General features: G+C 40.4%; 20 protein-coding genes. 14 read left to right on the plus strand and 6 right to left on the minus strand.

All coding sequences use genetic code 11. The features are described from left to right. The first annotated feature begins 54 nt into the window (after positions 1-54). Both gyrA and ACTJLE_RS00625 read left to right on the plus strand, forming a co-directional pair. Positions 55-2706, plus strand: coding sequence for a DNA gyrase subunit A (gene gyrA, locus ACTJLE_RS00620; protein ID WP_481266985.1), 2652 nt, complete (start codon positions 55-57; stop codon positions 2704-2706). Positions 2707-3038: 332 nt separating this feature from the next. After that, positions 3039-3533 carry a DUF3566 domain-containing protein gene (locus ACTJLE_RS00625; RefSeq protein ID WP_481267101.1) on the plus strand — a complete coding sequence of 165 codons (495 nt, stop codon included), beginning with the start codon at positions 3039-3041 and terminating at the stop codon, positions 3531-3533. 90 nt (positions 3534-3623) lie between these two features. On the opposite strand, the gene mscL is transcribed toward ACTJLE_RS00625, so the two are convergent. Both mscL and ACTJLE_RS00635 read right to left on the minus strand, forming a co-directional pair. After that, positions 3624-4034: a large conductance mechanosensitive channel protein MscL gene (gene mscL, locus ACTJLE_RS00630; RefSeq protein ID WP_481266986.1), complete on the minus strand. Its 411-nt coding sequence runs from the start codon at positions 4032-4034 to the stop codon at positions 3624-3626. After that, the gene (locus ACTJLE_RS00635) at positions 4018-4770 is read right to left on the minus strand and encodes a phosphatase PAP2 family protein (protein ID WP_481266987.1); all 753 of its coding nucleotides are present in this window, start codon (positions 4768-4770) and stop codon (positions 4018-4020) included. The genes mscL and ACTJLE_RS00635 overlap by 17 nt, the downstream gene beginning before the upstream one ends. A 153-nt stretch (positions 4771-4923) precedes the next feature. On the opposite strand from ACTJLE_RS00635, the gene ACTJLE_RS00640 reads away from it, so the two are divergent. From ACTJLE_RS00640 to ACTJLE_RS00675, 8 genes are all read left to right on the plus strand, one after another. Beyond that, positions 4924-5625: an FhaA domain-containing protein gene (locus ACTJLE_RS00640; RefSeq protein ID WP_119487417.1), complete on the plus strand. Its 702-nt coding sequence runs from the start codon at positions 4924-4926 to the stop codon at positions 5623-5625. A gap of 33 nt (positions 5626-5658) precedes the next feature. Continuing rightward, complete coding sequence (locus ACTJLE_RS00645; RefSeq protein WP_481266988.1) at positions 5659-6192, plus strand: FHA domain-containing protein FhaB/FipA; 534 nt, start codon at positions 5659-5661, stop codon at positions 6190-6192. Positions 6193-6331: 139 nt separating this feature from the next. Beyond that, positions 6332-7861: a PP2C family protein-serine/threonine phosphatase gene (locus ACTJLE_RS00650; RefSeq protein ID WP_481267102.1), complete on the plus strand. Its 1530-nt coding sequence runs from the start codon at positions 6332-6334 to the stop codon at positions 7859-7861. Then, positions 7858-9357, plus strand: a complete 1500-nt coding sequence (locus tag ACTJLE_RS00655) for an FtsW/RodA/SpoVE family cell cycle protein (RefSeq protein ID WP_481266989.1) — start codon at positions 7858-7860, stop codon at positions 9355-9357. The genes ACTJLE_RS00650 and ACTJLE_RS00655 overlap by 4 nt, the downstream gene beginning before the upstream one ends. Then, on the plus strand, positions 9350-10816 hold the full coding sequence (locus ACTJLE_RS00660) for a peptidoglycan D,D-transpeptidase FtsI family protein (RefSeq protein WP_119487421.1): 1467 nt from the start codon (positions 9350-9352) through the stop codon (positions 10814-10816). The genes ACTJLE_RS00655 and ACTJLE_RS00660 overlap by 8 nt, the downstream gene beginning before the upstream one ends. After that, positions 10813-11775, plus strand: a complete 963-nt coding sequence (locus tag ACTJLE_RS00665) for a serine/threonine-protein kinase (RefSeq protein WP_119487422.1) — start codon at positions 10813-10815, stop codon at positions 11773-11775. Before ACTJLE_RS00660 ends, ACTJLE_RS00665 begins: the two co-directional genes overlap by 4 nt. Next, positions 11772-13802, plus strand: a complete 2031-nt coding sequence (pknB, locus tag ACTJLE_RS00670; RefSeq protein ID WP_481266990.1) for a Stk1 family PASTA domain-containing Ser/Thr kinase — start codon at positions 11772-11774, stop codon at positions 13800-13802. The genes ACTJLE_RS00665 and pknB overlap by 4 nt, the downstream gene beginning before the upstream one ends. 127 nt (positions 13803-13929) lie before the next feature. Then, positions 13930-15237: a THUMP-like domain-containing protein gene (locus ACTJLE_RS00675; RefSeq protein WP_481266991.1), complete on the plus strand. Its 1308-nt coding sequence runs from the start codon at positions 13930-13932 to the stop codon at positions 15235-15237. A 153-nt stretch (positions 15238-15390) separates the two neighbouring features. On the opposite strand, the gene crgA is transcribed toward ACTJLE_RS00675, so the two are convergent. After that, entirely contained in the window at positions 15391-15783 is a 393-nt protein-coding gene (crgA, locus tag ACTJLE_RS00680) for a cell division protein CrgA (protein ID WP_481266992.1), read from the minus strand. A 77-nt stretch (positions 15784-15860) separates the two neighbouring features. Between crgA and ACTJLE_RS00685 the strand changes: the two genes are divergently transcribed. Both ACTJLE_RS00685 and ACTJLE_RS00690 read left to right on the plus strand, forming a co-directional pair. After that, positions 15861-16619 carry a DUF881 domain-containing protein gene (locus ACTJLE_RS00685; RefSeq protein WP_481266993.1) on the plus strand — a complete coding sequence of 253 codons (759 nt, stop codon included), beginning with the start codon at positions 15861-15863 and terminating at the stop codon, positions 16617-16619. A 41-nt stretch (positions 16620-16660) separates the two neighbouring features. Continuing rightward, on the plus strand, positions 16661-17767 hold the full coding sequence (locus ACTJLE_RS00690) for a class E sortase (protein WP_481266994.1): 1107 nt from the start codon (positions 16661-16663) through the stop codon (positions 17765-17767). Positions 17768-17923: 156 nt separating this feature from the next. Here the strand turns inward: ACTJLE_RS00690 and ACTJLE_RS00695 are convergent, their stop codons facing one another. Then, on the minus strand, positions 17924-18136 hold the full coding sequence (locus tag ACTJLE_RS00695) for a hypothetical protein (protein WP_481266995.1): 213 nt from the start codon (positions 18134-18136) through the stop codon (positions 17924-17926). A gap of 159 nt (positions 18137-18295) precedes the next feature. On the opposite strand from ACTJLE_RS00695, the gene ACTJLE_RS00700 reads away from it, so the two are divergent. Continuing rightward, positions 18296-19009 carry a rhomboid family intramembrane serine protease gene (locus ACTJLE_RS00700; RefSeq protein ID WP_119487429.1) on the plus strand — a complete coding sequence of 238 codons (714 nt, stop codon included), beginning with the start codon at positions 18296-18298 and terminating at the stop codon, positions 19007-19009. 567 nt (positions 19010-19576) lie between these two features. On the opposite strand, the gene ACTJLE_RS00705 is transcribed toward ACTJLE_RS00700, so the two are convergent. Then, the gene (locus ACTJLE_RS00705; RefSeq protein WP_481266996.1) at positions 19577-22066 is read right to left on the minus strand and encodes a glycogen/starch/alpha-glucan phosphorylase; all 2490 of its coding nucleotides are present in this window, start codon (positions 22064-22066) and stop codon (positions 19577-19579) included. Between the two features lie 242 nt (positions 22067-22308). On the opposite strand from ACTJLE_RS00705, the gene ACTJLE_RS00710 reads away from it, so the two are divergent. After that, positions 22309-22725 (plus strand): sterol carrier family protein, encoded by a 417-nt coding sequence (locus tag ACTJLE_RS00710; protein WP_481267103.1) that lies wholly within the window; start codon positions 22309-22311, stop codon positions 22723-22725. Positions 22726-22845: 120 nt separating this feature from the next. Here the strand turns inward: ACTJLE_RS00710 and ACTJLE_RS00715 are convergent, their stop codons facing one another. After that, complete coding sequence (locus ACTJLE_RS00715) at positions 22846-23226, minus strand: DUF3073 domain-containing protein (protein WP_119487431.1); 381 nt, start codon at positions 23224-23226, stop codon at positions 22846-22848. Positions 23227-23298: the final 72 nt, after the last annotated feature.

Below are 23298 nucleotides of genomic sequence, written 5' to 3' on the forward strand. Positions count from 1 at the left end.
AAAAGATATAAAAAATAAAACGTTAGTAACTTATAAGAATAAAAAGGAATTGCAGTGGTAGACGAAATAAACTCCGCTAACAATGATAGCGAAGAGCAAAATCAGTTACCTGATGGCTCAATGGAACCACAAAGCCCTCAAGAATCAGATAATACTGATTATGGTTTAATGAAGGGCGCTAGAGTAAAGCATATGGATTTGCAGCAAGAAATGCGCGAATCTTATCTTGCTTATGCATTATCCGTTATTATTGAGCGAGCTTTGCCGGATGTTCGTGACGGTTTGAAGCCTGTTCATCGTCGTGTTATTTACGCAATGTATGACGGTGGCTACAGGCCTGATCGCGGATACAACAAGTGCTCTCGTGTTGTTGGTGATGTTATGGGTAAGTATCACCCTCATGGTGATTCTGCTATCTATGACACTTTGGTACGTATGGCTCAATCTTGGTCTATGCGTTATATGCTTGTTGATGGTCAAGGAAACTTTGGTTCTCCTGGTGACGATCCTGCTGCAGCAATGCGTTATACAGAATGTCGTATGGCACCTTTGGCTATGGAAATGGTGCGCGATATTGATAAAGATACCGTAGATTTCCTGCCAAATTATGATGGTAAAACTCAAGAGCCTACAGTTCTTCCAGCAAGATTCCCGAATCTTTTAGTTAATGGTTCTGCAGGTATTGCTGTTGGTATGGCAACCAATATTCCACCTCATAATATGCGTGAAGTGGCTGATGGTGTGCACTGGGCTTTGGATCATCCTGATGCAAGTAAAGAAGAATTGCTTGAGGCTTTAATTCAGCGCATTAAAGGACCTGATTTCCCTACTGGCGCAACCATTTTAGGTCATAAGGGAATTGAGCAAGCGTACCGTACGGGCCGCGGCTTAATTACAATGCGTGCAGTAGTTAATACTGAAGAAATTAAGGGACGCATGTGCTTAGTTGTAACTGAGCTTCCTTATCAAGTCAATCCTGATCGTTTAGCAGCTTCTATTAGGGAGGCTGTGCGCGACGGAAAGATTCAAGGAATTGCTGATATGCGCGACGAAACTTCTGGTCGTACAGGTCAGCGTTTGGTTTTGGTTCTTAAGCGTGATGCTGTTCCAAAAGTTGTTCTAAATAACTTGTATAAGCATTCTCAGCTCCAGCAAACTTTCGGCGCGAATATGCTTGCTTTGGTTGATGGTGTGCCTAGAACTTTGAGTTTGGACGCTTTTATTCGTCACTGGGTAGCTCATCAGCTTGAAGTTATAGATCGTCGTACACGTTACTTAAAGCGTGAAGCAGAAGAGCGCGATCATATTTTGCAAGGTTACTTAAAAGCCTTGGATATGATCGATGAGGTTGTAGCTTTAATTCGCTCGTCTAAAGATGTTGATACTGCGCGTGTAGGCTTAATGAATTTGCTTGATGTTGATGAAGTTCAAGCAGACGCTATTCTTGCAATGCAGCTTCGTAGACTTGCAGCTTTGGAACGTCAAAAGATTCTTGACGAGCATGAAGAATTAATGCGCAAGATTGCAGACTATAACGATATTTTGGCAAGTCCAGAACGTCAGCGCAAAATTGTTGGCGACGAACTTGACGAAATCGTTGCAAAATATGGTGATGATCGCAGAACTAAGATTCTTCCATTCTCTGGTGAAATGAATGTTGAAGATCTTATTGCAGAAGAAAACGTGGTTGTTACCGTAACGCGCGCAGGATATATTAAGCGCACTAAAGCAGACGAATATCGCGCTCAGCATCGCGGTGGTAAAGGTATTAAGGGTGCAAAGCTTCGTGAAGATGATGTAGTAGATCATTTCTTCTTAACATCTACACATAATTGGTTGCTCTTCTTTACTAATCGTGGTCGAGTTTATCGTCTAAAAGCTTACGAACTTCCAGAAGGTTCAAGAGATTCTAAAGGTCAGCACGTTGCTAATTTGCTGCAATTTACTCCTGGTGAAACAATTCAGGCAGTTTTGTCAATTCAAAACTATGATGTAGCAAAATACTTGGTGTTGGCAACTCGCTCTGGAAAAGTTAAGAAAACAGCTTTGCAAGAGTATGATTCTCCTCGCCAAGGTGGTTTAATTGCTGTTCGATTGATGGCTGATGAAGAAACTGGTGAGCCAGTAGATGAGCTTATTGGAGCAGCACTTTGCAATCCAGAAGACGATATTATTCTTGTTTCTAAGCTTGGTATGAGTTTGAAGTTTAGAGCGGATGATGAGCAGCTTCGACCAATGGGACGTCAAACTGCTGGCGTTCAGGGCATGAGATTCCGTGAAGGTGACGAATTGCTCGATATGGATGTTGTTGCCGCAGAAACTAGTAAAGATCTTCTTGTTGTTACTAACGAAGGCTTTGCTAAGAGAACAGCTATTGAAGAGTACCGTTTGCAAGGAAGAAATGGTTATGGCGTAAAAGCTGTACAGCTTGCAGAAGGTCGCGGCTCATTAGTTGGTGCCTTGATTGTTGAGGAAACTGATCAAGTAATGGCAATTATGAAGTCTGGTAAAGTAATTCGTTCTGATGTAAACGAAGTTAAGCGCACAGGTCGAACTACTCAAGGCGTAACATTAGCTAAACCAGATAAAGGCGACGAAATCATCTCTATTGCTCGAAACGAAGAAACAGATGATGAAGAAAATCAAGTAGAAGAAAATCAAGTAACTTCAGAAAATCAAGTAACTTCAGAAAATGAAGAAGCTTAATTAATCTACTTATTTTTAAATAATAAAAATAAAATATTGAATAAAAGCTAGTGAGAGTGCCATAATAAGCGGATATCGTCCGTTTTGATTGGTACTCTCATTAGTATAATTACACTGATTATAAAAAATAATTAAGAGAAGGAACACTTAAGATGAGCGAAAATTTTGAGCCATCGCAAAATCCAATTAACAATATTGGTGAGTCTGCAATGTTTTTGTCTAATAATTCAGAAGCATCTGCAGAAAAAGAAGTTCCTTCTGAGGAAAATAATTACTTCAGTAAGGAAGAAGACAAAGCTGATGAAGGCTTACGTATTTCTTCCTTAGGTAATATTGTTAAGAATTCTTTATCATCCTCATCAGCAGGACGATTTAGCAGCTCTTCTACATCGCGTCGCACAATTGGCGGAATTGCTTCTCCTACTGCAAATAAATCTCATACATCAAAACCAAGTCGTACACCGCGTGCAAGAAGAATGAGTCTTTCTTTAGTAAGAGTTGACGCGTGGTCTGTTGCAAAAGTTACATTCCTATTAAGCGTTGCAGGTGGCATTATTCAAGTTATTGCATCTGGTTTAGTGTGGCTTTTCTTGAATATGATTGGTGTTTTTGATCAAGTAACACAAATTGTTTCTTCAACTGGCCTGGATAGTAACGGTTTTAACCTTGCAGACGTGTTTTCTTTGCCAACTGTATTAAGTGCTACTACTATTTTTTCAATTGTTGAAATAGTTATTATTACAGTACTGTCCGCAATAGTTGCGCTTCTATATAACGTTGTTGGTTCACTTGTTGGTGGTATACACATCACTCTTGGTGACGACTGATAACAACATTTTTAATTAATAAAGTTCCCGCTAATTATTTCTAATTAACGGGAACTTTTTAAATATAAGAATATTTAAGTAGTAAGAATATTATCTTTTTGCTAATTCGTTGCGAATATCTTGCAAAATTTGAATAGTCTTTTCTTCGCGTTCTTTACGCTTTTCTTCCTCAGTTTTTTCTTTCTCAATTTGCAATAAGTTAACTCCGATTTCTCGCAGCTTATTAATTGGCAAAACAATGCAGAAATATACTGCAGTTGCAATAATAAGGAAGTTAAGAAGTGAGCCTATTACAGCTCCGAAAGAAATTGTTGCGCCATTCATTGTAATGGTAAGAACACCATCAAGTTCTGGCTTTCCGCAAATCATTGCAATAAGCGGGTTAATAATATTCTTAACAATTGATGTTACTACTGCTGTTACAGCACTACCCATAACAACACCGACAGCCATATCAATAACGCTGCCTCTTAAAATAAATTTTTTAAATCCTTGAATCATCAGAATTTTCGCTTTCTTTAGAATTTTCATTTATAAAATTTTTAATAGTGTATTCTTCAATTTTTCTATTATCCGCATATAAATTATGACGTTGGAATGCTCGCAAAATTGAAATAGAAAGTAGAGGATACATAATTGCTGCTGCTAGTACGTCAGTAGGGAAATGAGCAGCAACAATAAGACGTGAAACTGCAACTATAACAACTATTAGTGAGCTAAAAAGTAAACCAATTTGAACTAATGATGGTTTAGCAACATAAATAATAAGCATTGCCATAACGCATATTGCAACAGCTGCAGAAGTGTGACCGCTTGGGAAACTTGGGTCAGGAGGTAATTTAATATTAATACCAATGTATGGTCGAGGACGATGTACAGCAAACTTCACTGCAAAAACGTAAATCATAGGTAGAAGTGAAATTAGAAGCTGAGTAAGCGTAATCTTCCAATTTTTGCTTACGAATAAAGATACTATTGCAAGCAAAACTAATATTGCTAAACATCCTTTAGTAGAAAAAACAATAGCTAGTATTTTAGAAAATGTTAGTAAAAAGGAAGGAACACTATTGTGGAGCCAAGCAACAATATTCTCTTCATAAGCGCGTTCGTTGCTAGTAACTAATAGTGCTTTAGCTAAGCAAGGTATAATAATTGCTAGCAAAAATGTAAATATAGTAGCGGAATTACGAGTGATTATTGACAATCCGCCATGATTGTTATTATTTTTTTGCGTCATACTTGTTAAGAGTACACTTACTAAGAAGTAAATGCACGTTATAAATACGTAGTTAAGTCGATAATAAATAAAATATAAATAATAAACAAAGTGTGTTGGTTGAGTACCGTACCTGGTGCGAGTACTATGGTGAACAGATAGAAAGGGTTTACCATGAGCGTTTTTGACCGATTTGAGAAGAGCGTGGAAGGTGCAGTTAACGGTGTCTTCGCAAAATTCGGCTCCAAAGATTTACAGCCAGTTGATTTTTCTAGTGCTTTGGAACGTGAAATTGATGCTGAAGCAATGCCTATTGGACGCGATCATACTGTTGCTCCGAATGAGTATCGTTTTAAGCTGAGCACACCAGATTTTGATCACATTGAGCAATGGGGCAGTGAAGCTTTAGCTAATGAGCTTGCTGATAATCTTACGCAATATGCTAAAAGTCAACATTATGCTTTTGTAGGTCCTGTGGTTGTTATTTTTGAAGAAGATTTGGAATTAACTAAAGGTAATTTCCACTTAACTTCCGAGTCTGTGCAAGGCAATGCTGTTCCTGTTACAACCGATGATCAGCAGCAAAATCATCCTATGCTTGAGATTAATGGAAATCAGTATTTGCTTACAAAAGATCGTACAATTTTGGGCCGCGGATCTGGTTGCGATATTGTGATTGATGATCCTGGTATTTCTCGTCATCATCTTGGGATTGATATTACTCCTGATGGTGTTATTGCTCGAGATTTGGGTTCTACTAATGGCACTTATGTAGAGGGTCATCAAGTTCCAGCGGCAACGTTGGTAGATGGTAACACTATTACTATTGGACGTACGCGTATTCTCTATTGGGCATCGTCTCAAGAGCAGGAGTAGTAAGTATTTCTGGTTGAGGAGACGATAAAGCGCATGATGTTTACTGAATTAACTTTTGCAATACTCAAGTATGGTTTTTTGGCTTTACTTTGGGTTTTTGTATGGTGCGCTATTCGCTCACTTCGTTGCGATATTGAGGTTTTTAGTCCTAAAAAATCGCATTTTTGGAAGAAAAAATCTCGACGAGCGTCTCATGATGTAGCATACTCGCAAGCTAATCAAAAACCTGTATCTAATATTTTGAAAACGCAGGCTGCAAGTAATTCCGAAGTTGAACCAACGTTACTAGTTGTTATTGACGGTCCACTAGCTGGATCATCTTTTCCACTTAACGCTGCTGGAGTTACTCTCGGACGAGCTGCATCAAATACTGTTGTTTTAAATGATGAGTTTGTTTCTTCTCATCATGCTCGCGTGTATTTTAACCAAACTGTTCATGCTTGGGTTCTTGAAGATTTAGGTAGTACTAACGGAACTATGATTGGTCATACTCGAGTTAGTGAGCCTGTTGTGTTAGCACCTCGCACTTCGGTGCGAATAGGCGCAACCATGTTTGAATTGAGGTGACGATATGACACAAATCAATTCAAATGATGAAAAAAATCCACAATCTGCAATTACTAATCAAATTGAAGAAACTAAATCTTCTAACAATACAAACGATGAGCAGACAAAATATGCTGAGTCTGTTGAAAAAATACTATTTATGTATGCTACTGCAGTAAGCGATGTTGGAACTGTAAGAAGCAATAATCAGGATTCTGCGTTTGCTGGAGAACATTTAGCTGCTATTTGTGATGGCATGGGTGGTCACGCTGGAGGAGACACAGCGTCTACTATTGCAATACGTTCTCTTGCTCATATTGAACAAGATTCTCGTCCGCATGATGTAAAAGCAGTATCTTCAATGATGGAAACATCAATTATGGCTGCTCATGATGCAATTGTTGGTAAAGCTAAGCGTGAGCGTCGTCTTGCTGGAATGGGAACTACTGTAACAGCTGTGACTCTTGTGTGTGGATATTGGGTTTTGGCTCATTTAGGTGATTCTAGAGCGTATTTGCTTCGTGACAATCATCTTATGCGCATGACTACTGATCATAGTTATGTTCAGCATCTTATTGATACGGGTCATATTACTCCAGAAGAAGCTCGTAACCATCCTCAACGTAATGTTGTTATGCGAGTATTGGGCGATTTTGATATAGATCCTCGTCCGGATATTGCTTTAAGACAAGCCCATCCTTCTGACCGTTGGCTTTTATGCTCAGACGGTTTGTGTGGTGTTCTTGAGGACACAACTATTCAAGATGTTATGAGCACTATTTCTAATCAGGAAGAGTGTGCTCAAAAATTAGTAGCTATGGCGCTTAGAGCTGGAAGTACGGATAACGTTACTGCTGTTATTGCTGACGCGACTCTTGCTCTTGATGCTGATGCTTTTGATTTGCCGCACCAAACGCCGCTTATTGGTGGTGCTGCAAGTCAAGATCTTGAATCTATTGCAGATATTGTTAATAAAGCAGTTTCTTCAACTCCTGAATTGCGTGAAGATAAAAATTCGCCAGCGCAGCGTGCTGCAGCATTAGCGCAAAATGGTGATGATGACAGTTCGGTTTTAAATAGTGATTCTACAGTTTCTATGACACGAATTGTTCAACCTTCTCATATTCGCGAAGAAGCTGGTTATTTACATACTCCTGATACGAATGAAATACCGATTGTTACTAAGAAAAACGGTAAAATTTCTACGGATCCGCATGATCCGGATGTTGCTAGAGCTGTAAAGAAGGAGCAGGATGAAGCTCATCGTGCTCATTCGCTGCGCTTAAGGTGGACTCGTATAGGTATTGCTTTAGGAATTTTGCTTGGATTATTAGTTGTTTCTGGTGCCGGATATGGTGTGTACGCTTGGACGCAAACGCAATATTATATTGGCCAAAATAATAATCGTGTTGTTATTTATCAAGGTGTTCCAACGAACATTTTTGGTATTGGATTATCTCACGAAATTGAATCTACAAATATTCCTGTAAAAAATCTTGATAAATCTTGGCAAGAACAATTACGAGAAGGTATTAGCTTTGGCAGCTTAGCTGAAGCTCGTGGACACGCTACTTTAATTCGTAAAGAAATGCATGCTCGTGCTAAAGAAAAGCGGCGCGAAAAGCAACAAAAGAAAATAGAAAATAAGACGGAAGATAATAGAGCGAAGCAGGAGGATAAAACCTCATGAGTCTAATTGCTACGCGAATACGTCAAGTTGCTTTACTTCTTTTTGCAACAGTTCTTTCCGGAATGGCATTTTTACAAATGTTTTTCCGAATAGATGGTTATATTTCTGCAAATTATATTGCAATGATGCTTCTTGTTGCTGCATTATTCTTTGTGTTTTGGGGAGTGCTTCTAGCTAAGCAACCATACGCAAGCCAAGCAATTTTGCCATGCATTATGCTGCTTACTTCTATTGGAACAGTACTAATTGCAAGAATCGACAGGCAAAATAACACGAATATTGCAATGAAGCAGATGATATGGGTTTGTGCTGCTCTCGTATTATCTATTATTTTTGTTATCTTCTTGCAGGATTATCGTATACTTAGACGATTCTCGTATGTGAATATGGTTATTGGCTTAGTTCTTTTACTTTCTCCTATGATTCCAGGATTTGGAAAAGAAATTGGCGGAGCTAGAATTTGGGTTGGATTCGGCAGCCACACATTACAGCCAGGAGAATTTGCTAAGCTTTTTCTTTCGTTCTTCTTTGCAGCATACTTATTTAACCACAGAGATCGTCTTGCTGTTGGAGGAAATAAGGTTCTAGGCGTTCATTTGCCTCGTTTAAAAGATACTGGTCCTATTGCGCTTGTTTGGGCTATTTCTATGGGCGTTCTTGTAGTACAGCATGATCTTGGAACGTCTTTAATGTTCTTTGCAATGTTCGTGGCAATGCTGTATGTGGCAACTGGGCGTAAAGGCTGGTTAGTTGTTGGATTTGTTGCATTTACTTTAGGATGCTTGGTTGCAGTAAAGTTATTCGCACATGTGCAATACCGTGTGGATTCATGGTTGCATCCATTTGACAATGCTGTGTATAACAGGTTCCCTGGAGGTTCCGCTCAGATTGTATCTGGACTTTTTGGTTTGGCTGCTGGAGGAACTACTGGAACAGGATTAGGCCAAGGGCATCCTTCTATTACTCCTTTAGCTAATTCTGATTTTATTTACGCTTCAGTTGGTGAAGAACTTGGTCTTACAGGACTTTTATGCGTATTAGTTTTGTATTTGATTATTATTTCTTCTGGCATGATTACTGCCATGAAAATTAAAGATGGTTTTGGAAAACTATTAGCTTCCGGCCTTGTTTTTACTATGGCATTCCAAGTATTTACCGTTGTTGGAGGCATTACTTTAGTAATTCCTCTAACAGGTTTAACCATGCCATACATGGCTGCCGGAGGATCTTCGCTAGTTGCGAATTATTTGCTAGCAGCTTTGCTTATTGTTATTTCAAATGCTGCAAATAAGCCTGAATCTGCGATTATGTCTGACGCATTCCAATATGAAGCTTTAGCAGCATTGCGTGAAAGAGAATTGCAAGAGCGTGAAAATAATAATATTGCAAAAAATAGTGAATCAAATAATAGTGGCGAAAATAGCAGCAGTGAAGAAATAAATTACGCTAATAAAATAGTCGTCGCCTCTGAAATGCGAGGTGATAGCAATGAATAAATGTTTGCGAGAACTTTTTACAGCTGTAATAGTACTTTTTATAATTCTTGGAATTTCAAGCACAATTATTACTTCTATTAATGCTAACGCTTTAAACGCGGATCCTCGCAACAGAAGAGCTTTGTATCATGAATTTGGAGCTCCAAGAGGTGCAATTCTTACTTCTGACGGCACAGTTATAGCAAAATCTGAGCCTTCTAAAGATGCTTTTGTGTATCAACGACAGTATTCTAATGGAGATGTGTACGCTCCGGTTACTGGATACTTCTCTATTAGCCAGCGTGCAGACCGCGGAATTGAAGCTTCGCGCAATAGTTTATTAAGCGGTGAATCTGATGAACTATTCTGGCAAAGGTTCCGCTCATTGTTTACGGGAGCTACAAACCGTGGTGCTTCTATAGAAACATCTATTGATGCTCGTTTGCAAAATCTTGCGTATAATCTGTTGAAAAATAAGGATGCTGCTTTAGTTGCTATTGAGCCTAAAACTGGCAGAATTCGTGCTATGGTAAGCACACCAAGTTATGATCCAAACGTTCTTGCTCTCCACAATATTTCTTCAGTAAATAAATCTTACGAGCACATAACTTCGGATATATCAAATCCGATGCTAAACCGTACTATTTCCGAGCTTTACGCTCCTGGTTCTACGTTTAAAACAGTTGTTGCTGCAGCAGCGCTAGAATCTGGAAAATATCAGCCAAATACTTTAATTCCTGCAGGAAATAGTTATACTCTTCCTGGAACAAACACTTCTTTGACTAATGTTGGTTCTCAAGCAAATGGTGTAGACGGTAAGATTTCGTTCGAAGATGCTTTAGCATATTCTTCTAATACAGCATTTGCTCAGTTAGGTAACTCTTTGGGCGTTGATGCGATTGTAAAACAGGCAAAGAAGTTTGGTTTCTTTGACTCTCTAACTGTTGATGGTTCAGATTCTACTGGATTCCCATTGCGCGCAGTAGCATCTACTTTTTCTTTGAATCCAACCCCCGATAAGCTTGCTTTGGAATCTATTGGTCAAGCAGATTCAAGAGTAACTCCATTACAAAACGCAATGGTTGCAGCAGCTATTGCAAATGGTGGTACATTGATGAAGCCTACGCTTGTTGATTGCGTAAGATCTAGCGATTTGTCAGTATTGTCGCAAACTAAACCATCAGTTATGAATCAAGTTATGAGTAGCGATAGTGCGGCTAAATTAACAGCTATGATGCAAGCTGTAGTAACAAAAGAAAATCCAAACCTTTCTTTGCCAAATATTCACGTTGCGGCAAAGACTGGTACTGCGCAAATCGGTTTGCATAATCAAGCTGCAAATGGTTGGGTTATTGGTTTTGCTCCGGCAGAAGATCCTAAAATAGCTATAGCGGTAGTTGTGCACAATACAACTACGTTTGGCTCTTATGCTGCAGGTCCTATTATGCGTGAAGTGATGAAGGAGGCGCTTACACAATGAAACTCGTTGAAGGACAGTTAGTTCATCATCGTTATCGACTCGATCGCCGCCTTGCACAAGGTGGTATGGGAGAAGTCTGGAAGGGCTTTGATATTCAACTTGGACGAATTGTTGCTATTAAAGCTTTGCGTACAGATACGGCAAACGTGGAAGCAAAGTTGCGCCGTCTTCGTGCAGAAGCGCACAATTCGGCCAATTTAGCGCATCCTAACATTGCAGCATTATTTGATTACTATGAGCATGATGGCATTGGTTTCCTAATTATGGAATACGTGCCAAGCAAATCGTTAGCTGATTTGTATCATAAAGAAAAAGTTATTGAACCAACCAAACTTTTACCTATTCTTATTCAAACAGCTCGTGGTCTTTTTGTAGCTCACTCGCACGGAGTTATTCATCGCGATGTGAAACCTGCAAATATTATGGTTTCAGACACTGGCAATGTAAAAATTACTGATTTTGGAGTGTCTTACTCCAACGATCAGGAGCAGATTACGCAGGATGGAATGGTAGTTGGTACCGCACAATATATTTCTCCGGAACAAGCTCAAGGAGAACAAGCTACTGCCCAATCTGATATTTACTCTTTAGGCGTTGTAGCATATGAAGGCTTGTGCGGACACAGACCGTTTACTGGTGCTACGCCAGTAGATATTGCTGCAGCACATGTTAACGATCCTGTGCCACCGTTGCCGGAAACTGTTGACTTGCAATTAAGACAATTTGTTATGTCTATGCTCGCAAAAGATCCTAAGGATCGTCCAAAAGACGCATTAGTTGTGTCGAAAGTATTATCTCGTATTGAACGTAGGCTGCTTGATCAAGAAACAGCTTTTAACAATACTACTGGAGTGCTTATCACAAATTCGCGGCATATACGATGTATTAAGAGTATGCCGCAAAATCAAGTTAAAATTATAAATATTTTGAACATCAATAATCGCAAGGAGCAGCAATGAGTACCGCAATGCCAACTTCATTAGCGAATGGTCGATATGAATTAGGAGAACTTATTGGCCGCGGCGGCATGGCAGAAGTGCGCGTTGCTGTGGACAAGCGTCTCGGTCGCACTGTTGCTGTGAAAATAATGCGTTCTGATTTAGCAAACGACGAGATTTTCTTGTCGCGATTCAGAAGAGAAGCGCACGCAATCGCGCAAATGAACAATACTAATATTGTAAATATTTACGATTCTGGCGAAGAGTCTGTTATTGCTGAAAATGGCTTAGAAGAGCGTCTGCCATATTTAGTAATGGAATATATTAAAGGCAAAACTTTACGCGATATTCTTAAAATGAACGGCGCTTTAAGCCAGCGTGATGCCGAACAAGTTATGATTGGTGTGCTTAACGCTTTGGAATATTCGCACAGAATGGGAATTATTCACCGCGATATTAAGCCTGGAAACATTATGATTTCTGAGCAGGGCATGGTAAAAGTTATGGACTTTGGAATTGCTCGCGCTCTTGATGATTCCGCAACCACAATGACACAGTCTCAAGGAGTTGTTGGAACTGCACAATACTTGTCTCCTGAACAAGCTCGTGGAGAACAAGTAGACATGCGCTCTGACTTGTACTCTGCAGGATGTGTGTTATATGAGATGCTAACAGGGCGTCCTCCGTTTATTGGAGATTCTGCTGTAGCTATTGCGTATCAGCATGTGTCAGAAGTAGCTACTCCGCTTAGTACGCTTGTTCCAGGCATGCCTGTTATGTGGGATAAAATCTGCGCTAAAGCAATGGCTAAAGATCGTCAAAATCGTTACGCCACAGCTTCAGAATTTAAGAATGACATTCTCGCATTCATGAATGGTGGAGTTCCTGTTGCTGCAGCTTTTAATCCTCTTACTGATTTAGCTAATATGAAAGCTCGCAAGCAAGCAGAGCAGAATGCTGCAACAATGGCTATTAGCGCAACAGATGGTGCTGCAACGCAATCCTTCAATCCTATTACTGGTCAGGTTGGTTCTTCAAACGCAGCAGCATTTGCTCCAAGTACTCGTGCAGTACAGCGCGCAACAATGCAAGCGCAACGTAGAAAGCGCGTGGTAATTGGTTCGATTATTGGAGCTTTAGTTGCACTATTAGTTATTTTTGGAATTCTGTTCATGATGAATCGTAGCCGCATGGCTGGCGATGTGGTAGTTCCATCGTTTATGGAAACAACAACGCAGGATGCTGCTCGTGAAAAATTGCGAGCCTTAGGATTAGTTCCTGATATTCGTGAAGATGATCATTCTTCGCAGCCGGAAGGCACTTTTACTAAACAATCTCCTCGCGGCGGCGAACATGTGGCAGCTGGAAGTAAGGTTACTGTTTGGTTCTCAGTTGGACCTCAATCAACTAGAGTTCCGGATGTAAGTGGTAAAACGCAGGAAGCTGCTCGTAAAATACTAGAACATGCAGGATTTAAAGTTTCTAATGTTCGAGTTGAAGATAGTCCTGAAGTAAAGAAAGATCACGTAACGCGCACTGATCCTGATGCTGATTCATATGCAGACAAGGGAACATTAATTACTTTATACATTGCTTCTGGATTAACGAAGATTCCTGATGGTCTTGTGGGACAGAACAAAGATATTGTGGTTAATCAATTACAAAATCTTGGCTTTACTGCAGATATTGTTAAGGAAGATTCAGATAGCGTACCTGAAAATTCTGTAACAAGGTTGAATCCAGATTCTGGAACGTCTGTTAAACCGCATAGCTCTATTACAGTGTATGTGTCTCAAGGATCGCCAAAGATAGAAGTTCCACACATTGATCTTGGAACTATTACGTTTAAGCAGGCAAAGAAGTTACTTGAATCTAAAGGATTAAGAGTAGTTTCTGATTCCATTGCAAAAGATGACGATATTGTTATAAGTATGTCTGAAGAAGCAGGCAGCAAGGTTGATAAGGGTTCTGCAATTACTTTAATTACGCGCCCTAGCACGTCTCCTTCTGCCACTACTAATACAGATTCTGACAGCTCATTAAAGTAAATATCTAAATTAAATAATAACTACTAAAAATAAGCTGCTTGCGCTGCTAGTAAGTAACGCAAGCAGCATTTTTATTCCACATTTTTATTCCACATTTTTATTCCACGTGTTAAGTAACAATAAAACTATGCTTCAAGAGTTACATAAACCAAATGAAATTAATTGCGCAACAGAGCAAACACTAACTTTTATTAAAGAAAATGCGCAATTAGAACCAACTAAAGCTGCTCTTAAAGCACCTAGAAATGCTGGTATTGATATTCCTTTTGCTGTAAATCAAATTAAAGGATTGCAAATAGCACAGCAGAAACTGCCTAAATGGGCCTCATGCGACGAAATTATATATCCTGCACATATTTCTATGGAGCAATGCTCTTCGCAAGCTACAGCGCAATATAAGGCAGATTTTGCGCAAGAATTACTTAAGAATCTAAATGTAAAATCACCTACATTAGTAGATCTTACTGGTGGCTTTGGCGTTGATTGCATTATTATGTCTAAATATTTTGATTCTGCAATATTAGTTGAGCAGCAAAGTGAACTATCTAGTATTGCTCAGCATAATATAAAAGCATTCGGCATTAATAACATTCAATGCTATAACGACAACTGTCTTGACGCTCTTAATAGCATTCCTTGCGCAACAATCATATATGTTGATCCTGCAAGACGTAATACGCAAGGTGCTCGCACTTATGCTATTGAAGATTGCACTCCAAACGTTTTAGAACTTAAAAATCAGCTGCTTAATAAAGCTCAAATAGTGATGATTAAGCTTTCTCCAATGCTTGATTGGCATAAAGTAGTTGACGATTTTCAAGGAAATGTGTCGTCGGTGCATATTGTTGCGCATCGTAATGAATGCAAAGAATTACTTATTGTTCTCGACAATAAAATACATGCGAATATTCAAATATATTGCGTTAATGACAATCAAAAAACTGTTATACAAAACGCTTACAGTAATCAGAAGCAAATTTCAGCGCAAAATGAGCGAAATGCGCAAAATGAGGTAGATGATTCTACAAAAAATTACGATAATCTCAGCATTAAGAATTGGAAAGATTGGGCGCAATATGTTTATGAACCTAATGCTGCAATTATGAAAGCAGGTTGCTTTGTAGAATTAGAAGATCAATATAAAATGCATCAGCTAAACATTAATAGTCACGTTTATGTTTCGGAAAAATATTGTGCCGATTTTCCTGGAAAAATATGGAAAATTGATAGCGTATGTAGCATGAATAAGCGTGAAATAAAACAAGTCCTAGCAAATATTACTCACGCGAATATTGTTACGCGTAATTTCCCTATTTCTGTTGAATTTTTGCGTAAACGTTTGCGTTTGAAAGATGGTGGTAATACTAGAATTATTGCGACTACCGACAGTAATAGTGAGCACGTGCTGATTTTTGCATCTGAAGTAAATGTGTAAAAATAAGTTGCAATAAAAGTAAGTTGCAATAAAAGTAAAGCGGCTGCAAAAAATAAAAGCGGCTGCAAAAATAAAAGTAGTTAAAAAAATAAAAGTAGTCACACGAATTGTGCAACTACTTTTATAAAACTTAATAAAAATTATTTTAAAAAGTTAACGCCACCACATGGTCATTATGAAACCAACCATTACAATAACCAATGCAATAGCCAAATTCCATGAACCAATGCCTGGAATTGGAAGCATAGGATTCAAGTAATAGATTACAGCCCAGAACAAGCCAATAAGCATAAGTGTGCAGAACAGTGGCACAAACCAGGATGCATTAGCTTTTGTGCCTTTAATGCTTTCTTCAACGCGTCGCCTATTTTCTGCTTGTCTTTGCATCATCTGCTGAATTTGTGGAGAAAGCGTCGCTTTATCTGCGGTAGCATTCAACACAGCCTCAACTTCTTCCATAGGAACGCCGTAAGTATCCTCATTCGACGTGTCGCTCTTCTTTGCAGCGTCGTCAGCTGCAGTCGTGTGCAATTTTTCGTCAGCCATAACTGTAACTCTCCAATCAATCGGCTACACGCTATAATAGTGGTTACACTCGAACGTAGAAAGATTGAGAATAAATTATGGTAAAAAGAACAGGGAAACACGGTGCTCAGCATTCGTTGTTAGGCAGTGTTGCCGTTGCTGTTGCTATCTTTCTTACTGGATATTTGTTTGTTACAAATCTACGCGTAAATCGCACATCTTTCGTTACTTCAAATACGAGCCAAATGGTTGAGAGAAATTCTCAACGAACGAAATCCTTGCGTGAAGAAATTAAAGATTTAGATTCTAGAATTAATTTGCTTAATAAAACGCTCGTAAGTGGTAATAACGAAAGTAAAGATTCTTCGGATACTGGTAGTAGTACGGTTCTTCCTAAACTCGAAGGTCCTGGAATTGTTGTGACTCTTAATGATTCTCCGCTTTGGAAAGGAGCCGTAAACGGTTCTGGAACATCTAGAAATATTAACGACTATGTAATTCATCAGCAGGATGTTGAATCTGTTGTGAATGCTTTATGGCGTGGTGGAGCAGAAGCTATGACAATACAAGATCAGCGCGTGCTGTTTAATTCAGCTGTAATTTGTATTGGGAACGTGCTTATCCTGCAGGGACATCAGTACTCGCCACCATATAAAATATCGGCTATTGGTCCAGTAGATAATATGGTTGATGCTCTTAACACGTCACCAGCCATACGCACTTATAAGGAATATGTAAGCTCTTTTGGATTAGGGTGGCAAGTTGAGAAAAAAAGTAATTTGCGATTCCCAGAGGCATCTGTCCTGCTGCAACCACTAAGGTATGCGACAGTTCCTAAAGTGTTTAATAAACAATAATGCTGCACGATTTTCATGCATGAATAAAGGAGTGGCAAATTATGCGTTCTGCTTATGCGCAGGAAAGAAACTCAAGACGCAAAGGCTCGAGCTTTGGTTGGCAAGTTGTCGGCGTCCTTAGCGAAGTATTAATATCTTTTGCGATTATTTGCGCACTTTATATCGCGTGGCAAATGTGGTGGACTGGAGCTCAGTCTGAGCATAATCAAATCGAAACACGTCAGTCTACTTCTTGGCAGAATCCTAAAACTGGTGATAAAACAAAAATTGCTTTACCACAAAATGGTGAGCCGCCAAAATTAAGTAAGCCAAACGGCGGAGATCTCGTGGCGCGAATGTATGTTCCTCGTTTCGGTAACCAATGGGAGCGTAACGTTGTAGAGGGAACCAGCCTGGAAATTTTAAGCCTTAGAGGTTTAGGGCATTACAATGAAACGCAAATGCCTGGCGAAATTGGTAATTTTGCTGTTGCAGGACACCGATCTGGATACGGTCAGCCTTTAGGAGATGTTGACATACTTAAGCCAGGTGACTCAATAGTTGTGCGAACTAAAGATTATTGGTTTGTTTATAAGTACAAGTCTTATAAGATTGTTACCCCAGATCAAGGCCAAGTAATTGCTCCAAATCCTGAGCATCCTAATGAAAAGCCTACTAAGCGTATGATCACTTTAACAACGTGTGAGCCAAAGTATAGTATGCCAACTCATCGTTGGATTAGTTATGGTGAATTCTCTTATTGGGCAAAAATTAGCGACGGTATTCCTAAAGAGCTTTCCACTATTGACGATCAAGGAAAAATAAAGTTTATTAATAATGAGCAGCAGTCTTTGGTTTCTTATTTGTCTTCATTGACGCCTGTTATGACTGTTGTTATTTTGCTTTACATAATTATATTTGCGGCTGGCGCTATTGCTTGGCAGTGGCCGGAACTTCGCGCAATTCGTGCGGGAGTAAAGAGGAAGCCGGATGCAAGTATTTTTGGTGGAATTCTTCGCATACAACCTGGTATAGCTGTGATTCGTTGGATTCTGTCACTTCTTATTTACTTCTTAATCATACTTATTTTATTCCAGTGGATTTTCCCGTGGGCAGCGGCCAACATTCCGTTCCTTCAGCACATGTCTAACTACGCGACGACTGTGTGATATAAATCCATTTGATATGAATACGTATGACGCGAGTAAGCTGAAATAACAAGTAAGTTTTAGCTTACTCGCTTTTAAAAAACTTAAGATACAAATAAAGGCGACTGCGTATGTGCAATCGCCTTTATTCTTAGTTTCCAACGCAACTACCATGTTTTATTCTTCAACGGCGGCAGGAGCGTCTTTAACTTCTTTCTCTTCCTTATCTAACCCCAGATCAATTGGTGAAGAGCTATTCTCCCAAGGCTCCTCCCAAGGGTCATAATCAGGATTATGCTGCTTATATACGTACAAAGCAGCAATACCTGCGAGCAGTGCTCCGAAGAGCAGTGCAAAGAACTTCCAACCTCCCGAGGATTTGTTCTCCATAATGGCTCCTTTCGTTAAGCTGACCTGCTCATCCAAGTCAACAATCTTTATAGCGTTTTTTGCGCGTAATAACCATCATAGTTGCTTTTTGCTGGAGTTGCATCTTTTTTAGCTAATGATCTTTACTAATTTGTGAAGCAAAGCAGATACTATAAAGATATGAAAAATTTGGATATGAAAAATCTTTGGAAACATATAAAACTGCGTTGTAATACAACTACTGCAATTTTGATATATGCATGCGTTTTCGTGTGGTTTGTAGAAATAGTGTTGAATTTTGTGTTTCCAAACGCATACTCAACTTTTATTGAATACACAGCATTCGTTCCAATAACCGCGCTTAATACGCCGTGGACTTGGTTTACTTCGACCTTCGTTCATGCGCCAAATATTACACATATTTTCTTTAACATGGTGTGCTTGTGGTCTTTAGGCGCTGAGCTTGAGCGATTCTTTGGAAAGTGGAAGTTCCTTGGGCTGTATTTAATTTCTGCGCTTGGAGGAGATGTTGCGGATATTATTTGGTGCAGACTGACTAATAATTGGTTAGTGGCATCATATGGCGCTTCAGGAGCCATTATGGGTCTTATTGGTGCGTTGCTTGTGGCTCAATGGCGTTTAGGCGAGAACATGCGTGGTACTTTAATTTGGATTATTATTACGCTTGCTTTGCCGCTTTTTGTTCCTAATATTGCGTGGCAAGCGCATGTTGGAGGATTGATTATTGGAACAGTGCTTGCAGCACTTCTTGGAACGCAAAATCCAGTATTGAAAAAAGCTTCGTTTAATACGCGATTTTTGACGTATTTTATTTCGCTTTTTATTGTTCTTGTTGCTTGTGCAATATTCTGCTTAAGCGGAGTAATTATTTAAATTACACGCGTGTAGTTTTCCACCAATGTGTACATAAATGTGTATAAGTTGGGCATAAGCTGGGCATAAATTGGTAACAACTAGGCAAGTTATCCACATAGTTACGCACAAACGTTGATAACTTGCCTTTCTTTTACTTGTTAACAAGTGCACAAAAGTTATACACAATTTCGTTTTCTTGTGGATTAATCTAGAAAAACTTATTAAAAATGGCGGAAACTGAGCTATTGTATGCGCATTATAACTAAGGATTATATGAAGTATTGATTCTTATTTAAAAATCATTTTTTGCGCACAATGCGTGCTTAATATACTTTTCTCAGTTGTGTAGCTGAGTTAGTAACGGTGTTGAGGATATGAGTGTTACTCTCTCAGTTAGTTGACTGAGAAAGTAACAGTGTTGAGGCCTTGTCTTATGCCACAGAATATTCATCATCTTAGCTTTAAACACTTTTGGCCTATAATTTAAAAACCGTAAGTTCTTGTAATAGGTATAACTAAGAACTAAAAAAGCGGAAGCTGATTAACAGCCTCCGCTTTTTCTTAAGCGATTAAAACGCTAGTTGATTACTCAGCAACGTGTGCTGGAAGAGCACCAGTGTGCCAAATGCGATCGAGGTAATCTTCGATAGAGCGGTCAGAAGAGAAGTAACCAGAGTTGGCTACGTTCAAAACTGCCATGCGAGCCCACTTCATTGGGTCGCGGTAAGTTTCCTCAATCTGAGCCTGAATATCCATGTAAGAGCTGAAGTCAGCCATTGCCATGAAGTAATCGTGGGTAAGCCAATCGTTGACGAGTGGCTCGTACACGCTCTTGTCACCGTTGGAGAAGGTGCCGTCAGCAACCATATCCACAGCGGTCTTCAAGCGAGGATCAGACTCGTAGTACTTGCGGGATCCGCCGTGATCGTAGCCTTCAGCGTAGAGCTTATCAACTTCGTCAACGGTCATGCCGAAGAGGAAGAAGTTCTCAGCGCCAACGCGCTCACGAATCTCAACGTTTGCACCATCGAGAGTACCAACAGTCAAAGCACCGTTCAAAGCAAACTTCATGTTACCAGTGCCGGAAGCTTCCTTACCAGCCTGAGAAATCTGCTCATCCAAATCGGTGGCAGGAATCAAGTTCATTGCCAACTCGATGTTGTAGTTTGGTGGGAAGAACACAGCGAGCTTGCCCTTGCATGCTGGGTCGTTATTCACCACGCGAGCAACATTGTTAATGAGCTGAATGGTGAGCTTTGCCATAGCATAGCCTGGAGCAGACTTAGCGCCGAAGAACACGGTGCGTGGAAGCATCTTGTCTACGTCGATTGTGCCGTTCTTAATTCCAGCGTATGTGGAGATGACCTGGAGGATCTTCATGGACTGGCGCTTGTACTCGTGCAAACGCTTAACAATGGTGTTAAACATAGTGTCTGGGTTGATTTCAAAGCCATACTTCTGCTTTGCGAAATCAACGAAGGCAAGCTTGTTCTCTTGCTTTACCTTAGCGAACTTCTTTACGAAGGATGGATCGTCAGCCAATGGCTTCAAACCTTCGAGAAGCTCCAAATCACCCTGCCATGCGTCGGTGCCCAAGCCCTCAGTAATAAGAGCAGACATACGTGGGTTGCTCAAACGCACGAAGCGACGAGGAGTTACACCGTTAGTAACGTTCTTGAACTTATCTGGGTAAACGCTGGAGAAGTCCTTCAAAGTGACATCCTTCAACAACTCAGAGTGAAGCTCAGCAACGCCGTTAACGTAAGAGCCGCCGTAGGTAGCCAAGTAAGCCATGCGGACTACAGCACCTTCGCCATTTTCGTCAGCGTCGGTAGCAATGCGCATGCGCTCAACCTGATCCTCAGCAACGCCCTTGCTGCGAAGCTCGTTGCGGAACTGCTCGCTAATGCCCTGAATGATTTCAAGGTGGCGTGGCAAAAGTTCGCCAATAAGCTTGGCTGGCCAAACTTCCAAAGCTTCTGGAAGCAAGGTGTGGCAAGTGTAGTTGAAGGTCTTGGTGGTGATACCCCAAGCGGTGTTCCAATCGTAGTCGTACTCGTCCATAAGAACGCGCATAAGCTCTGGGATACCGATAACTGGGTGAGTATCGTTCAACTGGAAGTTAATCTTGCTTGGGAATGTTGTGAGATCCGGCTTATCCTGACCTGGGTAGAATACGCGGATTGCGTCATGGATAGAAGCAGCTACGAAGAAGTACTGCTGCTCAAGACGCAAAGCCTTACCTTCTGGAGTGGAATCTTCTGGATAAAGAATCTTAGAAATGTTTTCTGCTGCAACCTGTGGCTTTACAGCATCCAAGTACTCGGACTTGTTAAAGGTGAGCAAATCAAACTCATCGTAAGACTTAGCAGTCCACAAACGAAGAGTGTTTACGCGGCCAGAATTGTAACCTGGAACCATGTAATCGACTGGTACTGCGCGAACGGACCAAGCTGGCTTCCACACGCGCTTGCCGTTTTCTTCTACAACTTCACCACCGAAGTTGACGCGCTGGTCACGACCGTAATCAATGTGACCCCATGGCTCTTCATTGCTCAACCAGTAATCAGGAGTTTCAACCTGCTTACCTTCTTCATCAAAACGCTGCTTGAAGATGCCGTAACGATACTGGATGCCGTAGCCGAATGCTGGAACGCCAATAGAGGCGAGTGAGTCGATAAAGCAGGCTGCGAGGCGACCCAAACCGCCGTTACCCAAACCTGGTTCATACTCAGCATCGATTACAGCGCGTGGATCAAAGCCAAGCTTGGTAACAGCTTTGTTGAACTGATCGGTAAGACCAGCGTTAATCAAAGCGTTTTCAAGCTGCTTGCCCATCAAGAACTCGGCGCTTAAATAGCCGACAGCCTTTGTGTTGCCATTAACCATGTCATGCTGTGTCTGCATCCAAGAGTCCATCAAGTGACGACGAACTGCGGTAGCAGCGGCAACATACACATCTGCCGTAGTGGCCTGCTCTGGCGTTACACCCTGGGTGTACTTGAGGTGCTCTTGAAGTTCTTTGGCAAATGCCGTCGCAGTAGTTTTGGCTTTCGGCGCGACGTGTTTAGTCATATTTGACTCCTTGTGCCGTTTGATATATTTACTTAACAGTGTGCAGCCTGAAACTTTGTTTAGGCAATTAAACCATCACCATGATGCAGGTAACTATTTTTTTTTTAGATAACTACAAAAGGTATGTGAATGCACACGATGTTCCTAATAGTACCACAACCCCAATCCCTTTAATTATTGGTATATAACGTATCAGCGCAAATATTTACGCAAAGTAGATTGTTTATAAGATAATGGTTTGCATGGCTGTAATACTTGAGCGCGATATGAAACAAGGGGAAAGCGCATGGGATTTTTGGCGTGAATCCGCGTTGAAAGCATCTAATAGCGGCTTAAACATAATGCTAATTAATAGCGCTTATTTAAACATTAGTCGGTCTAAAGAAGCGCTGGCTGTAAGATATTCGCTACATATTCTTGAGTGTAAAGTGCCGGGAGAAGGCGTAGAAGTAAGGGTTGCGCCGTGGGGAGCTGTAAAGATTTTAGAAGGTCCAGCTTCAGATCCGCATAATCTTACTCCCCCAGATGTTATTGAGCTTGAACCAGAAGTGTGGCTACGTTTAGCAAGCGGTATTACGAAATGGCAGCAAGAATGCGAAGTAGGACATATAAGCGCATGCGGAGAACGCGATAATTTAAGCGATATTTTGCCCTTATAATAAATTTTTTTAAAAAATAGAATACTTACAAATATCCTGGGTCAAAAAATCTAATTCAACCCAGGATATTTAAAAGTAATTATTGATAAACTAAGCTCTATTTACCGATTACCGGAATCCTTATTTATCACTTTTATGCATGAAGCTTGGAACAGGCATAGGTATGTGATGATGCACAGGAGTATGCGCGCCAGAATGCGAAGCTGAATTTTCGCTATTTACAGCTTTTGCAGCAGCTTCAGCAGCCCACTTAGCATATTCGTCTAAATCATCATCGTTAGAAGTATCGGCAGATGCGTCCTCTTCAGAAGCATCATCCTGTTCCTGAAGATACGTATCTTCTTCATAACCTTCGCTCGATGCAAATGGATCGAAGGATCCCTGTCCGGGTTCGCTGGAGTTAAGCTCCTTAGCAAGCTCGTCATAATCCGTATCGGTCGTCAGGTATTTGAGCTTACGGGCAATTTTCTGTTGCTTTGCCTTCTGTCGTCCGCGGCCCATCTGACCCCCTCTTAAAAAATTACCGTAACAATCAGTTCATCACACAAGAGCGTACCACTTAACCGCAACCGT

Source organism: Gardnerella sp. CCPDSM, from assembly GCF_056754715.1.